11 protein-coding genes and 2 tRNA genes are annotated in these 14,773 nt (G+C 32.9%); 5 read left to right on the top strand and 8 right to left on the bottom strand.

The genetic code is table 11. From position 1 onward, the window contains the following. Window positions 1–98: 98 nt before the first annotated feature. Window positions 99–1,298 carry a hypothetical protein gene (locus AC3WQX_RS11035; RefSeq protein ID WP_064212370.1) on the top strand — a complete coding sequence of 400 codons (1,200 nt, stop codon included), beginning with the start codon at window positions 99–101 and terminating at the stop codon, window positions 1,296–1,298. A gap of 65 nt (window positions 1,299–1,363) precedes the next feature. On the opposite strand, the gene AC3WQX_RS11030 is transcribed toward AC3WQX_RS11035, so the two are convergent. Both AC3WQX_RS11030 and glmS read right to left on the bottom strand, forming a co-directional pair. Next, complete coding sequence (locus tag AC3WQX_RS11030) at window positions 1,364–2,221, bottom strand: Cof-type HAD-IIB family hydrolase (protein WP_002453745.1); 858 nt, start codon at window positions 2,219–2,221, stop codon at window positions 1,364–1,366. A 271-nt stretch (window positions 2,222–2,492) separates the two neighbouring features. Then, window positions 2,493–4,298, bottom strand: a complete 1,806-nt coding sequence (gene glmS / locus AC3WQX_RS11025; RefSeq protein ID WP_037551327.1) for a glutamine--fructose-6-phosphate transaminase (isomerizing) — start codon at window positions 4,296–4,298, stop codon at window positions 2,493–2,495. 669 nt (window positions 4,299–4,967) lie between these two features. Here glmS and AC3WQX_RS11020 point away from each other — a divergent pair. The 4 genes from AC3WQX_RS11020 to AC3WQX_RS11005 are packed head-to-tail and all read left to right on the top strand — an operon-like array spanning window position 4,968 to window position 10,154. Next, complete coding sequence (locus tag AC3WQX_RS11020; protein WP_049427232.1) at window positions 4,968–6,536, top strand: PTS mannitol transporter subunit IIBC; 1,569 nt, start codon at window positions 4,968–4,970, stop codon at window positions 6,534–6,536. 32 nt (window positions 6,537–6,568) lie between these two features. Then, window positions 6,569–8,596, top strand: coding sequence for a BglG family transcription antiterminator (locus AC3WQX_RS11015; RefSeq protein WP_492740226.1), 2,028 nt, complete (start codon window positions 6,569–6,571; stop codon window positions 8,594–8,596). Between the two features lie 11 nt (window positions 8,597–8,607). Continuing rightward, a complete protein-coding gene (locus tag AC3WQX_RS11010; protein ID WP_002435784.1) occupies window positions 8,608–9,042 on the top strand; it encodes a PTS mannitol transporter subunit IIA in 435 nt (144 codons plus the stop codon). Further along, window positions 9,042–10,154 carry a mannitol-1-phosphate 5-dehydrogenase gene (locus AC3WQX_RS11005; RefSeq protein WP_002453750.1) on the top strand — a complete coding sequence of 371 codons (1,113 nt, stop codon included), beginning with the start codon at window positions 9,042–9,044 and terminating at the stop codon, window positions 10,152–10,154. The genes AC3WQX_RS11010 and AC3WQX_RS11005 overlap by 1 nt, the downstream gene beginning before the upstream one ends. 87 nt (window positions 10,155–10,241) lie before the next feature. Here the strand turns inward: AC3WQX_RS11005 and glmM are convergent, their stop codons facing one another. The 6 genes from glmM to AC3WQX_RS10975 form a co-directional block, all read right to left on the bottom strand. Beyond that, entirely contained in the window at window positions 10,242–11,600 is a 1,359-nt protein-coding gene (gene glmM, locus AC3WQX_RS11000; RefSeq protein WP_049427228.1) for a phosphoglucosamine mutase, read from the bottom strand. Window positions 11,601–11,627: 27 nt separating this feature from the next. Beyond that, window positions 11,628–12,560 (bottom strand): CdaR family protein, encoded by a 933-nt coding sequence (locus tag AC3WQX_RS10995; RefSeq protein WP_492740222.1) that lies wholly within the window; start codon window positions 12,558–12,560, stop codon window positions 11,628–11,630. Window position 12,561: 1 nt separating this feature from the next. Then, window positions 12,562–13,368 (bottom strand): diadenylate cyclase CdaA, encoded by an 807-nt coding sequence (cdaA, locus tag AC3WQX_RS10990; RefSeq protein WP_002435856.1) that lies wholly within the window; start codon window positions 13,366–13,368, stop codon window positions 12,562–12,564. Window positions 13,369–13,504: 136 nt separating this feature from the next. Beyond that, a complete protein-coding gene (gene rocF / locus AC3WQX_RS10985; RefSeq protein WP_023351327.1) occupies window positions 13,505–14,413 on the bottom strand; it encodes an arginase in 909 nt (302 codons plus the stop codon). A gap of 129 nt (window positions 14,414–14,542) precedes the next feature. Then, a tRNA-Lys gene (locus tag AC3WQX_RS10980) sits at window positions 14,543–14,615 on the bottom strand. Between the two features lie 3 nt (window positions 14,616–14,618). Beyond that, window positions 14,619–14,693, bottom strand: a tRNA-Gln gene (locus AC3WQX_RS10975). Window positions 14,694–14,773 lie beyond the last annotated feature (80 nt).

The raw sequence follows: 14,773 nt of genomic DNA, 5'->3' as shown, positions 1-14,773 counted from the left end.
ATTTTAACACTTCAATACCCTTTTATGTTAGATATTAATTTAAAAAAAATAAGATTTTTGATATTGTATTTATATTACGTTAAAGGAGTGCTTAAAATTTGTTTAGATATTATAAATCGGCATTTAAAAATGCTAAACCGCAACTACTCAAAGCTTTATTATTCGCTTTAATTAGTTTTGCAGTTTGTTTTATTGTTTATCGATTTGCATCAGCATTTATAGCTCAATTTTCTACTCAGATGCAAATGTTACAACAATTCGGACAATCCGTTTCATTAACAATGTACATCCCTATTATTATTATTTATCTTATTTTAGCTTTACTATTTATTTTCCTTGGATATCAACTATTAGCAGGTGCTATTAATGTTATCCAAAAGGCTATGAAGCACGAAAAAATTAAATTTAGTGATTTATTTTTTGCCTTTAAAAAAGGCCGTTATGCAACATCTTTATTATTAGCATTGATCTCAGTTGTTGCTATTATGATTATGTTTATCATTGCATACTTACTAAAATTATTGTACAACGTCACTTTTATTCAATTGTATGCGTGGATACAACAATCAGTAAGTAATGTGGATAATTCAATTGCTATTTTAATTATTTCTCAAATTGTAATTATTTTACTAATGGGATTCATTACTTCAATCGTTTATTGGTTCTTCTTAATCTTCATGATTAATTACACAGTTGCATTTGCAGAAAATCCACATCGAAAAGCAATGAGTAATGTTAAAGAAGGATTTAATGGAATTAAGAATGGTAAGAAAACTTGGTTAAAATTCTTTATTGGTATTTTATTACTTAACCTAGTTGTTCTTATTACAGGTCAACCATTAATTACCCTATTTAGTTATTTAACTAGTCATATGTCACAATCAGTTGCTCAAATTCTTGCATACGTTGTGCTTATTTTAATCATTCTAATTAGAATTGTTATTTACTTTATCATTCTTATGGGTATCATTTATTACTTCATCACACGTGGTGATAAAATTGATAAACCTGGTAAGAAAGCTCGCAAAGGTAAGAAGAATGACAAAGATTCATTAGCTACATCTAAAGACGATAACAAAGGTAAAACATCTAACGTAAAAGAAAAAGTTCAAGATAAAGTGAACGACAATGACTCTAAAGGTGATAATCTTAAAGATAAAGCTGAAAATCAATTTAGCAATCAAAAAGATAACGCTTCTAGTAAGGGTCAAGATTTAAAAGACAAAGCTTCTGAAAAGGTGTCTGACAATAAAGACGACATTACAGATAGAGCTAAAGACACTTTTGACAAGAAATAATAGTTATTAAATAAACTCGCAAGTAACCTATTATCGTTACTTGCGAGTTTTTAATGTTTATATATTTATTTGTCTAATAATCGTGATTTTAAGTATTTAGCTGCCCCATCTTCTTCATTTGTTTCCTCAGTCACTTCATCTGTGATATCTTTAATTTCTTGTCGTGCATTTTTCATTGCAACTGTATATTGCCCAAAGTCGAACATCGCACGATCATTATCACTATCTCCAATGACTAATGTTTCCTCTTGCTGAATACCAAAGTGTTCAATCATTTCTTTAATCCCCGTACCCTTATCGGTATTATACGCCATTGTTTCTGCATTATAACGAGACGAGTTAGAAACACTGATACTTAGCAAAACTTTATTCTGAATAAGTTCATCTCTGAATGTGGTAATTTTATCAAGATTTGGATTAAACAAATAGATTTTAGAATAATCTAAGTCCGGCAACTCGTCACGCCAATCAATTTTATCTTTCATAGCGTCTAGTCTTGAAGTCCATTCACTATGACTTACATTATTGGGTGGCGTTTCACCAGTAATCATGTCACGCATCCATTGATAATCTTCTTTTAAAACGATACGTTGTGCTCCAAAAGGAAATACTTCATAGTAGATATGTTGTTGTTGAGCTAATTTAACAATTTTTTTAACTTGTTCTAAAGATAAGCTGTGTTTAAACAAATTTTGATCCTCGATTTCACCAGTAGTACCATTAGAACTAATAATTCCATCAACTTTAAAACCTTCAGGTACGAGTTGATGTATCTCAGAATATGAACGACCTGTGGCTAGAAATACCTTAAAACCCTTTTCACGTAATTCATCTACCACATCCTTGGTATAGTTAGATGCTTTATTATTTTCATGTAAAATTGTTCCATCCATATCTAGGAATATTGCTTTAACGTTATTCATATTATCCTCCACTCGTTACTTTAATTACTTAAATAAATTGTGTCACTGTTTGATATAAAGTGCAACGACTTTAACTTTAATAAAGCGTTGATATCATATATATAGCTTAGAAACCTTTACCTTTTGTAGAATTAACGAAGATGCATTTCAATTTAAAATACAACATTGATATTGTGAGCTACCGCGACGATATTTTTCGGAATATTCTGTTAAAAATGTTTTTTAAAAAACCAGCAAGGTTTCCCTTAACTGGTTTTAAAAACTAGTTCAATTATTCAACTGTAACTGATTTAGCTAAGTTACGTGGTTTATCAACGTCTAAATCTCTGTGCAATGCAGCATAATATGAAATTAATTGCATAGTAACAACAGAAACTAATGGTGTTAATAACTCATGTACATGAGGGATAACATACGTATCACCATCTTTGTCTAAGCCTTCCATTGAAATGATACAAGGATTAGCACCACGAGCTACAACTTCTTTAATATTACCACGGATAGATAAGTTAACATTCTCTTGAGTTGCTAAACCGATAACTGGCGTACCCTCTTCGATAAGTGCAATTGTACCGTGCTTCAATTCACCACCAGCAAATCCTTCAGCCTGAATATAAGAGATTTCTTTAAGTTTTAATGCACCTTCTAAACTTACATTATAATCAATTGTACGTCCTATAAAGAATGCATTACGAGTTGTTTCTAAGAAATTAGTAGCAATTTCTTCCATTACTGGTGCATCATCAACGATAGTTTCAATAGCAGTTGTTACTTTAGCTAATTCTCTTAATAAGTCGATATCAGCTTCACGACCGTGATTTTTAGCTACGATTTGTGAAAGTATTGATAATACTGCAATTTGAGCTGTATATGCTTTTGTAGATGCTACAGCAATCTCAGGACCTGCATGTAAGAGTAATGTATGATCCGCTTCACGAGATAACGTTGAACCAGCAACATTAGTAATAGTTAATGATTTATGACCTAATTTTTTCGTTTCAACTAGTACGGCACGACTGTCTGCTGTTTCACCTGATTGTGAAATATAGATGAATAATGGTTTTTCAGATAATAAAGGCATATTGTAAACAAATTCTGAAGCAACATGTACTTCTGTTGGTACTCCTGCCCATTTTTCGATGAACTCTTTCCCTACTAAACCGGCATGATAACTTGTACCTGCTGCAATGATGTAAATACGATCTGCATCTGCGACATCTTTGATAATGTCTTTATCAATTTTCAAGTTACCCTCTTCATCTTGATATTCTTGGATAATGCGACGCATAACTGCTGGTTGTTCATGAATTTCTTTCAACATATAGTGATCATAAACACCTTTTTCAGCATCTGAAGCATCGATTTCAGCAGTATAAGATTCACGCTCTTGAACATTACCTTCAGTGTCTTTGATTACCACATCATCGCGTTTAACAATTACGATTTCATGGTCATGAATCTCCTTATATTGGTTAGTAGCTTGTAACATTGCTAATGCATCTGAAGCGATAACATTGAAACCTTCACCCACGCCAACAAGCAATGGAGATTTGTTTTTAGCTACATAAATCGTATCTTTATCTTGCTCATCCAATAAACCTAAAGCATATGAACCATGTAATAAAGTCACAACTTTAGTAAAGGCCTCTTCTGTTGAAAGTCCTTCATTTGAAAAGTGTTCAATTAACTGAACAATCACTTCTGTATCAGTTTCAGAAAGGAATTTAATATCTGATAGGTACTCAGCTTTCAACTCCTCATAGTTTTCAATCACACCATTATGTACTAATGTGAAACGACCTGTTGCTGATTGATGAGGATGAGAGTTTTCATAGTTTGGTACACCATGAGTTGCCCAACGTGTATGACCAATACCTACTGTTCCATCTTGATCACTGTTATCTGCGACTTTACGTAGTTCAGCAATTCTACCTTTTTCTTTAAATACTTTAGTCCCTTGATCATTAACTACAGCAACACCTGCTGAATCATAACCACGATATTCTAATTTTTCTAAACCTTTTAAAAGTAATTCCTTAGCATTGTCGTATCCAATATAACCAACAATTCCACACATAATCTATTTCCTCCAAAATGAGGGATAGCAAGAGCAATATGATTTGTTATTTTAATTTATATTAATAACCTTCTACCATATCAATGATGTCATACGAGGACATCAAGAAATAAGCGTGTGTAATTGATCATTTTAACACGCTACTCTACGCTTCCCTTAGTAGTATTTTATTTCGGCGATCTTATTAACTTTGTCCACTAAGTTGCCCTAGTGTTTTACTTAATAAGCTAACGAATGAGCCACATCCGGGATAGCATCCGCCGATCTATTCGATCACTATCCTCCTCGTCTACAAAAGCTATATTATTCTCTATAAAAGTTCTCATAATTAACTTTTAATTTTCAACAATAATATAGTCATTTGCACAGGCGCTATAACTATTTATTTACTTTCTTTCCTCCTTTCCATTAATCATTATTGTACACTGACGATGATTTATTTTGCAAATGATTTAACAATACTTCCTAAAATAAGTTAAAAAACTTATTTTTTTAACCTTTGAAAAAACTTATTAATATAAACTAATTCAAAGTTCTACTATATAATAGTTAGACTTAATCTTGTCACAAATATCATGACAAACTCAATTTTTGTTTATATTGAGAGAAACTAACTACAAGATTTAAACTAAATATAGTCACATACTAATTAAAAAAAGAGGTGTAGAGATGTCACAAACTCAAGAGAAAAAAGGAGTCGGTCGTAAAGTCCAAGCGTTTGGATCATTCTTAAGCAGTATGATTATGCCTAACATTGGTGCATTTATCGCATGGGGTTTTATTGCCGCAATCTTCATTGATAATGGTTGGTTCCCTAACAAAGATTTATCTCAATTAGCTGGACCGATGATTACGTACTTAATTCCATTACTCATCGCATTTAGCGGTGGGCGTTTAATTCATGGTTTACGTGGTGGTATTATTGCAGCTACAGCAACTATGGGGGTTATTGTAGCTTTACCTGAAACACCAATGTTACTTGGTGCCATGATTATGGGGCCACTTGTTGGTTGGTTAATGAAAAAAGTAGACCAATTCGTGCAACCTAGAACACCACAAGGTTTTGAAATGTTATTCAATAACTTTTCTGCAGGTATCTTAGGTTTTATTATGACAATTATTGGTTTTGAAATTTTAGCTCCAATCATGAAATTCATCATGCACATCTTGTCTGTAGCTGTTGAATTCTTAGTTCACCTTCATTTACTACCTATAGTAAGTATTATTGTTGAACCAGCTAAAATTTTATTCTTAAATAACGCGATTAACCATGGTGTATTTACACCACTTGGTACCGACCAAGCAGCACATGCTGGTCAATCTATCTTATTTACTATTGAATCTAACCCTGGACCTGGTCTAGGTATTTTATTGGCCTATATGATTTTCGGAAAAGGAACTGCTAAAGCAACTTCATATGGTGCAGGTATTATCCACTTCCTAGGTGGTATTCATGAAATTTACTTCCCATATGTTTTAATGCGTCCATTACTATTTATTGCAGTTATTTTAGGTGGTATGACGGGCGTTGCAACTTATCAAGCTACTGGCTTCGGTTTCAAAAGTCCAGCGTCCCCAGGTTCATTTATCGTTTACTGCTTAAACGCACCTAGAGGCGAATTCTTACACATGTTACTTGGTGTAGTACTTGCTACATTAGTATCATTTGTCATCGCAGCACTTATTATGAAATTCACTAAAGAACCTAAACAAGATTTAGAATCTGCTACAGCTCAAATGGAAGCGACGAAAGGTAAAAAATCTAACGTTTCATCTAAACTAACGCATTCTGATAAAGAAGCAACTCGTTCAAATGCACAGAATGCGAGCACAGCTGGAACAACAGGTGTTACTACGTCTTCTACAGAAAATGAGAAAGAAAATGATGAAGATAATACTGAACAACTTTTAGATAACTACAATACTGAGAATGTTGATGCACACGATTATAGCGGTGTAAATCATGTTATATTCGCATGTGATGCGGGTATGGGTTCAAGTGCTATGGGTGCAAGTATGCTACGTAATAAATTTAAGAAAGCTGGTATTACTGACGTCAATGTGACTAATACAGCTATTAATCAATTACCTCATGATGCACAACTTGTAATCACGCAAAAAACGCTAACAGATCGTGCCATTAAACAAGTTCCAAATGCTATTCATATTTCAGTGGATAACTTCTTAAATTCACCAAGATATGAAGAGTTATTAAATAATTTAAAGCACGAAGATTAACTTAATTATTTTCAAAAATGGAGGATACCGCCATGTTACTGAGTACACGTGAAAAAGAGATTATTGAAATATTAATCAAGTATCACGGCCAATATGTCACTATATACGACATCGCTCAACAACTAGCGGTGTCCTCTCGTACTATTCATAGAGAGTTAAAACAAATTGAATCGTACTTAAGTACATTTTCAATACAATTAGAGCGAGCCAATAAAAAGGGTATACGATTGTCTGGAGAAGCTAACAATATTAGACGATTGAAGGAAGCAGTTACAACTCAACAAACATTAGATTTATCAATTGAAGAACAAAAAGTAATCATTCTTTATGCTCTTATACAAACTAAACACGCAATAAAACAATTTAGTTTAGCACACGAAATTGGTGTTTCAATTCAAGCTCTAGCTAAACTTTTAGATGATTTAGAAGAAGAATTATTATCTTATCAACTGTCACTTTCAAGAAAACGTGGCGAAGGTGTCTACTTAAAGGGTCCTGAGTCTAAAAAAAGAGAATTTCTTAGTCAACTTATGGTAAATAACTTAAATAGTACAAGCGTTTATTCTGTAATTGAAAATCACTTTGTTTACCAATCTTTGAATCATTCTCAACAATCTCTCGTAGATTTAGATAGAATATTTAAAATTGAACGTTTATTGATGGACTATTTAGGTCAACTGCCCTATACCCTAACAGAATCTAGTTATTTAACTTTGACGATTCACATTGTGTTAAGTATTACACGTATGCAAAATGGTGAATACGTCTCACTAAATAAAGATATATATGAAACAGTTAAAGATACCTTCGAGCATGAAGTTGCAACAGAAATTGCTAAACGTCTTGAAGAAATATATAACGTTGAGTTTAACCAAGCTGAAATCACTTTTATAACAATTCATTTGCGTGGTGCTAAACGTAAAGGTACAAAGGATTCTAATTCTGAGGAAGATAATAGTAGTAAAAAGATTCGTCAATTTGTTAATACAGTTACACGAATATCAGGACAACATTTTAAAGATAAGGAAAACTTAATCGAGGGGTTAACATTGCATATTAATCCTGCAATTAATCGTTTGAAATCTAACATTGAAACCTACAATCCTTTAACTGAAATGATTAAATTTAAATATCCACGTCTTTTTGAAACGATTCATAAAGCATTGCATATGGTGTGGTCTGATTTAATTTTTCCTGAAAGTGAGATTGCTTTTATAGTGCTTCACTTTGGTGGATCCATTAAAAATCAGGGAAATCGCTTTTTAAATATCCTAGTCGTATGTAGCAGTGGCATTGGAACAAGTCGTTTATTAGCCAATCGTCTTGAGCAAGTCTTTAGTGAAATTGAAAGAATTACTCAAGCTTCTGTAAGCGACTTGAATGTATTAGATTTAAATAACTACGACGGAATTATTTCGACTGTAAATTTAGATATCGAAGCCCCATTTCTAATTGTTAATCCATTATTACCAGAACATGAAGTGTCTTATGTAGCTTCTTTTCTAAGTACGAATTCAAATCAAACTCTTCTAGCTGAAAATGATAACTCAAATACCTTTACAAATCCTGAAGAAACAATTCAAGATATGCGCATAGGTTTAGAGGTATTAGATTCAGTGAAAATAGAATATAAATTAGTAGATAATTGGAAGCAATATTTAGAAACTTACTTATTAAATGAAAATATAATTGAGGACAGGCAATCATTCGCTGATTTACTGCAATCAAAGTTTGAACAAAATCCTAATTGGGTGTTACATCCTTATCCGGTAGCAATCCCACATTTAAAAGATAACATGTTCAAAAAACCTTCCATACTTATTACTATTTTGGAAGAACCGATACAATTGCAACGTAATCAAAATGATTTAAATTCAGTTCATTATTTGATAAGTATGTTTATTCCAGATAATCAAAAAATGGCTCAATTCGTAAGTGCCCTCTCAGAGGCGGTAAGCGAGCATTTGAATGACATCGAAGAATTTATGCAAAATCCATATGAATTTAAAACTATTTTAAGAAACAAATTATTAAATCAAATGAAAAATCAATTACAATAGGAGTGTTTTAAATGAGTGAATTATTTAGTAATGACAATATCTTTTTAAATGTATCAGCATCTGATCAAAATGATGCAATCGAAAAAGCAGGACAAGTTTTAGTTGATAGTGGTGCTGTAACACCAAACTATATCGAAGCTATGAAAGACCGTGAAAACGTAGTATCAACTTTCATGGGTAATGCATTAGCAATTCCTCACGGCACTGAAGAAGCTAAAGGTAATGTGATTCGTTCAGGTTTAAGCTTATTACAAATTCCTGAAGGTGTTGACTGGAATGGCGAAGAAGTAAAAGTCGTAGTTGGCATTGCAGGTAAAGATGGCGATCATTTAGATTTACTCTCTAAAATTGCAATTACTTTTAGTGAAGAAGAAAATGTTGATCGCATCGTAAATGCTACATCTGCAGATGAAATTAAACAAGTATTCGAGGAGGCTGACGCATAATGAAAGCAGTTCATTTTGGTGCCGGCAATATCGGCAGAGGTTTTATTGGATATATATTAGCTGACAATAACATTAAAGTTACCTTTGCAGATGTAAATGAAGATATAATTAATGCACTGGATAGTGAACATCAATACGATGTTATTTTAGCTGATGAAGCTAAAACAACAACTCGAGTGAATAATGTAGATGCTATTAATTCAGCTAAACCCTCAGATCAACTTAAAGAAGCAATACTTGAAGCAGATTTAATCACAACGGCTGTTGGAGTAAATATTTTACCAATTATTGCTAAATCATTTGCTCCATATTTAAAAGAAAAGAAAAATCATGTAAATATTGTTGCTTGTGAAAATGCTATTATGGCCACAGATACTTTGAAAAAAGCCATTCTGGATATTACTGGGCCATTAGCTGACAATATCCATTTTGCAAATTCAGCAGTGGATAGAATTGTGCCATTACAAAAAAATGAAAATATATTAGACGTCATGGTAGAACCTTTCTTTGAATGGGTTATCGAAAAAGATGCTTGGTACGGTAAAGAATTAGAACATATTAAATATGTAGATGACTTAACACCATATATAGAAAGAAAATTGTTAACAGTTAATACAGGACATGCATTTTTAGCTTACGCTGGTCATTTTGAAAATAAAGCTACTATTTTAGATTCTATCGAAGATAAACAAATAGAAGCAGGCCTTCGCCAAGCTCTTAGTGAAACGAGTCAATATATCACAGATCAATTTGATTTCTCTAAAAATGAACAAAAGCAATACGTTGAGAAAATTATTGATCGTTTCAATAATCCTAATCTATCTGATGAAGTTACACGTGTTGGTCGAGGAACAATACGTAAAATAGGTCCTAAAGATCGTATTATCAAACCATTAACTTATTTATATAATAAAGGTTTAGAACGTGAAGGTTTAGTTAAAGCAGCTGCTCTTCTTCTTGCATACGATGACAATGCTGATCAAGAAACAGTAGAAAAAAATAACTATATTAAAGAACATGGTGCTAAGGCCTTCTTAAAAACATATGCTAAAGTTGACGATCAATTAGCTGATGAAATTGTTAAAGAATTAGAATTATTACAGAAAAAGTAAATGATATAAAAAACACCTTCGAAAGAAGAAAGATTCTTTCGAAGGTGTTTTAATTTATTAATAAGGAATATAAGAATAACTTATTCGTTACGCATTATCTAATCCCATTTTATCTTGTACAACATCTGCAATCTCTTGAGCAAAACGTTGAGCGTCTTCATTAGTGGTTGCTTCCACCATAACTCTTACTAAAGGTTCTGTACCTGAAGGGCGAACTAAAATTCTACCTTCCCCATTCATTTCAGTTTCAACTTTAGTCATCACTTCTTGTACATGAATATTCTCTTCTACTCGATATTTATCAGTTACTTTAACATTGATAAGAGATTGAGGATATTTTTTCATTTGTGATGCTAATTCACTTAGTGATTTACCGCTCATTTTAATTACAGAAGCAAGCTGAACACCTGTAAGTAATCCATCACCCGTTGTATTATAATCCATCATCACAATATGACCAGATTGCTCGCCACCAAGATTATAGTTACCTCTTCTCATTTCTTCGACAACGTAACGATCTCCTACTTTTGTTTTGTTAGATTGAATACCTTCATTTTCTAATGCTTTATAAAAACCGAGATTACTCATAACTGTTGAGACAATCATATCATTGTTTAATTCATGGTTTTTATGCATTTCTTGACCAATTATAAACATGATTTGGTCTCCATCAACAATTTGACCATTTTCATCTACAGCAATAATTCTATCTCCATCGCCATCAAAGGCTAAACCAAAATCACTTTCAGTCTCTAAGACAGTTTCCGCTAATTTCTCAGGATGTGTAGAACCACATTGTTCATTAATATTATATCCATCCGGATTACATCCAATTGTTTCAGTATCAGCTTCTAAATCACCAAATAAGAACGGTGCTAGTGATGATGTAGAACCATTAGCTCCATCTAAAGCAATTTTAAGTCCTTCAAAATTAACATCTACAGTTGATTTTAAATAGCTTAGATATTTTTGAGCACCTTCAAAATAATCTGAATAATGTACAATGTCTTCACCGATAGGACGAGGTAATTCAGGATTATCTTGATCTAACAATTCTTCGATTTCATTTTCTTGATCATCAGATAATTTAAAACCATCTGAACCAAAGAATTTTATGCCGTTATCTGCAACTGGGTTGTGAGAAGCTGAAATCATAACACCTAAAGCAGCTTCCATTTCTTTAGTTAAATAAGCTACACCTGGTGTTGAAATAATACCTAAACGCATGACTTCAGCGCCAATAGAGATAAGACCTGCGATTAAGGCTGATTCAAGCATTTCACCTGAAACACGCGTATCTCTACCCACTAGTACTTTTGGATGCTTCTCCCCTTTATTATGTGCTAAAACATATCCACCATATCTACCCAATTTAAAAGCTAATTCAGGTGTAAGCTCTTGGTTGGCAATGCCTCGAACACCATCAGTACCAAAATATTTTCCCATTTTTAAACTCTCCTTTATATCTAACAATTATTTAACGTTTATATATGCTTTCGTTTCCTTAGGACTTACTTTTGTAACATTGTCTGGCAAGTCAAATTTTACTGTTTTCTCAGTTGATTCTGATACGCCATCTAAATCAACTTCAGCTGTTACTTCATTGATGCTTTGTAAATCGTCTCTACTACCGTAAATCTCAACTTCTTTATCGTTTAATTTGATATTATCTAATTCTCTATCATTATCTAGTTTACCCGTTGATTTAGTACGAACTTTTACTTTTTTACTATAAGTTTCAACTGCAACTTTTAAATCTACTTCACTAGGATTAATTGAGACATTTAATTTATTTAATTCTTTATCAAATGCATTGACTTCAGCTACATCATTTGTATCTTTTGAAATTTTACTAGCCTTTTTAAATGTAGCTTTTAAATAAGCAATTTTTTTAAGCTGTTGCTCCCCACCTGTCACTTTAACAGTTTCAGGAGAAATGCTTTGTTTACTTACTTTATACTTTGCATCAATATCACTTTGACTTACATCAGGTTGAACATGCATTTTTTTAGTAATCTTTTTCTCTAGATGAACATCTGCGCTTTTAGGTTTTACACTGTAGCTTACATCGTCATCTATACCTTTAACCTGAAATTTCTTGTGATACTCTCCAGCTTTTTTATCGGATAAATCAATTGTTACTTTAAGGTCTTCTGGATTTTCAATTTTAATTAACTTTGATTGGGGGCCTGATAAATTAACATCGACATTATCAGGCGCTTTCGTAACATGTAAATCTTTATTATTGTAAATTACATCTACAGGTACATCCTGAATTGTTTTAGTGGATTTCTGTGATATATCGTCTGTATTAAACACATTTCCAAATACATTATTAACTGATAAAAAGAAAAATATAGCTAGGATTAACGCTACAAATCTTAATCCCCACTTACTTTCTAACATTTTAATTCACACCTTTCTTTTGAAAGTGTGCGCCAAACCAATGTTCAGCAAGTAATTCTTCGAAAACTTCATTAGATATATCTCTTCTAAGTTTACCATCAAAAGTTACAGATATATCTCCAGTTTCTTCTGAAACTACAACTGTAAAAGCATCAGATACCTCTGAAATCCCAACTGCTGCTCTATGTCTTGTTCCTAAACTTTTAGATATTTTAACACTGTCTGATAAAGGTAAATAACTCGCTGCTACAGCTATTTTACTACCTTGAATAATCATCGCACCATCATGTAATGGTGTGTTTGGAATAAAGACGTTTGTCAATAACTCTTGAGAAATATCTGAGTTCATTGGAATACCAGTTTCTATGTAGTCTTGTAATCCTGTTTCTTTTTCAAAAACAATAAGTGCACCTATTCGTCTTTTAGCCATATACTGAACAGCTTTAGAAACAGATTGTATTAATTTCTCTTCATCACGACTATAAGTGTTGGTATAACGTTTTAAAAAGCTACCTCTACCTAATTGTTCTAATGCTCTTCGTATTTCAGGTTGGAAAATAACAATTAGTGCAAGTACTCCCCACTGAATAACGATATCAAATAATTTAGAGGTTGCTGTTAAATTAAGCATCTTACTGACTTGTTGGCCGATAACAATTACGACAATCCCTTTTAGTAATTGAATCGCTTTAGTGCCTTTAAAAACTGTTATGAGAAGATAAAGTACATACCAAACAATCAGTAAATCAAGTACACTAGTAATAATTTTTAATGTACTAAGATTTTGAAAAAAGTTGGAAAAATCCATAACATCTCCTCCGGGTAATATTTTTCCATATTAATTATTATACCAATCATTGTTAATAGTGTCATATGAACAAAGACTAAAAAATAAAAAAACTTACACAGTATATACCATGTAAGTCGTGCTTTCACAATTTTATTTATAGAAGTGTTTCACCAAAGAAAGTACCTAATAGCGCAACAGCTTGTTCAGCAGTATGATTCGAATTGTCAATAAGAGGATTAACCTCAACTATATCCATTGAAGTAACTAATTTTGATTCATTTAACAATTCGAGTGCAAAGTGACTTTCCCTATAGCTCAAACCACCCATTACTCTTGTACCCGTTCCAGGAGTTTCAGCGGGATCTAAAGCATCAACGTCTAGTGAGAAATGAAGGCCATCTATATTTCTAGATTTTAGATACTCAAGAGATCTTTCAATCACCTCTTGTATTCCGAACCGGTCGATATCCGCCATAGTAAAAGTTTTAATATTCTTATCCTTTATGTATTTCCTTTCACCTTCATCTAAATCCCTCATACCAATTAATACGATATTTTCAGGTTTAACTTTAGGCGTAAAATCATTTATATTGACAAGTTCATCTGGTCCATCACCTGCTAATATTCTTAAAGGCATACCGTGAACATTACCAGAAGGAGATTCTTCAGGTACATTTAAGTCACCATGAGCATCGTACCAAATGACACCTAGATTTTCGTAATGTTGACTAATACCTGAAATCGAACCAACAGCTATTGAATGATCGCCACCAAGTGTAAGTGGAAAGTTTCCTTTCTCTACTATTTCTGATGTAGCTTTGCTAAGATTTTCAGAAACAGTTACTATTTCATCATAGTTCCTTAACCCTTCTTGATCAGAGTTAAATTTCTCTACATCTAATGTTGGTACTTCTATATTACCTTTATCTATAACATCAAGTCCCATTTTTTTAAGACGTGACAATAATCCTGCATAACGAATTGCATCTGGTCCTAAGTTTACACCAAGTTTCTTTTGACCGAATGTGGAAGGTGCACCAATAATTTCAATACGTTGATTCATGACAATACCCCTTTCATTTACATAGATTCAGAATAATGTATACGCTTGCATTTTTCAAGAAGTATTGTAGTTATATTTATTTAAATCAAATAATAAAAAAACACCTTCAATAATGAAGGTGTTTAAAAGTGAGCCATAGAGGATTCGAACCTCTGACCCTCTGATTAAAAGTCAGATGCTCTACCAACTGAGCTAATGGCTCTAATGGCTGGGCTAGCTGGATTCGAACCAGCGCGTGACGGAGTCAAAGTCCGTTGCCTTACCGCTTGGCTATAGCCCAATGAGATGGTGGAGGGGGGCAGATTCGAACTGCCGAACCCGAAGGAGCGGATTTACAGTCCGCCGCGTTTAGCCACTTCG

It is taken from the genome of Staphylococcus sp. FW104-15G4D (assembly GCF_058790135.1).
Note: the sequence above shows the minus strand (reverse complement) of the source record. Positions and strands in the feature narration are given on the sequence as shown.

What these genes read in the sequence shown, in the direction of transcription:
- rocF (WP_023351327.1), bottom strand. Translation starts at nt 14,413, where the DNA reads ATGAATCAACGTATTGAAATTATTGGTGCACCTTCCACATTCGGTCAA.
- glmS (WP_037551327.1), bottom strand. Translation starts at nt 4,298, where the DNA reads ATGTGTGGAATTGTTGGTTATATTGGATACGACAATGCTAAGGAATTA.
- AC3WQX_RS11030 (WP_002453745.1), bottom strand. Translation starts at nt 2,221, where the DNA reads ATGAATAACGTTAAAGCAATATTCCTAGATATGGATGGAACAATTTTA.
- AC3WQX_RS10995 (WP_492740222.1), bottom strand. Translation starts at nt 12,560, where the DNA reads ATGTTAGAAAGTAAGTGGGGATTAAGATTTGTAGCGTTAATCCTAGCT.
- AC3WQX_RS11010 (WP_002435784.1), top strand. Translation starts at nt 8,608, where the DNA reads ATGAGTGAATTATTTAGTAATGACAATATCTTTTTAAATGTATCAGCA.
- cdaA (WP_002435856.1), bottom strand. Translation starts at nt 13,368, where the DNA reads ATGGATTTTTCCAACTTTTTTCAAAATCTTAGTACATTAAAAATTATT.
- AC3WQX_RS11020 (WP_049427232.1), top strand. Translation starts at nt 4,968, where the DNA reads ATGTCACAAACTCAAGAGAAAAAAGGAGTCGGTCGTAAAGTCCAAGCG.
- AC3WQX_RS11005 (WP_002453750.1), top strand. Translation starts at nt 9,042, where the DNA reads ATGAAAGCAGTTCATTTTGGTGCCGGCAATATCGGCAGAGGTTTTATT.
- glmM (WP_049427228.1), bottom strand. Translation starts at nt 11,600, where the DNA reads ATGGGAAAATATTTTGGTACTGATGGTGTTCGAGGCATTGCCAACCAA.
- AC3WQX_RS11015 (WP_492740226.1), top strand. Translation starts at nt 6,569, where the DNA reads ATGTTACTGAGTACACGTGAAAAAGAGATTATTGAAATATTAATCAAG.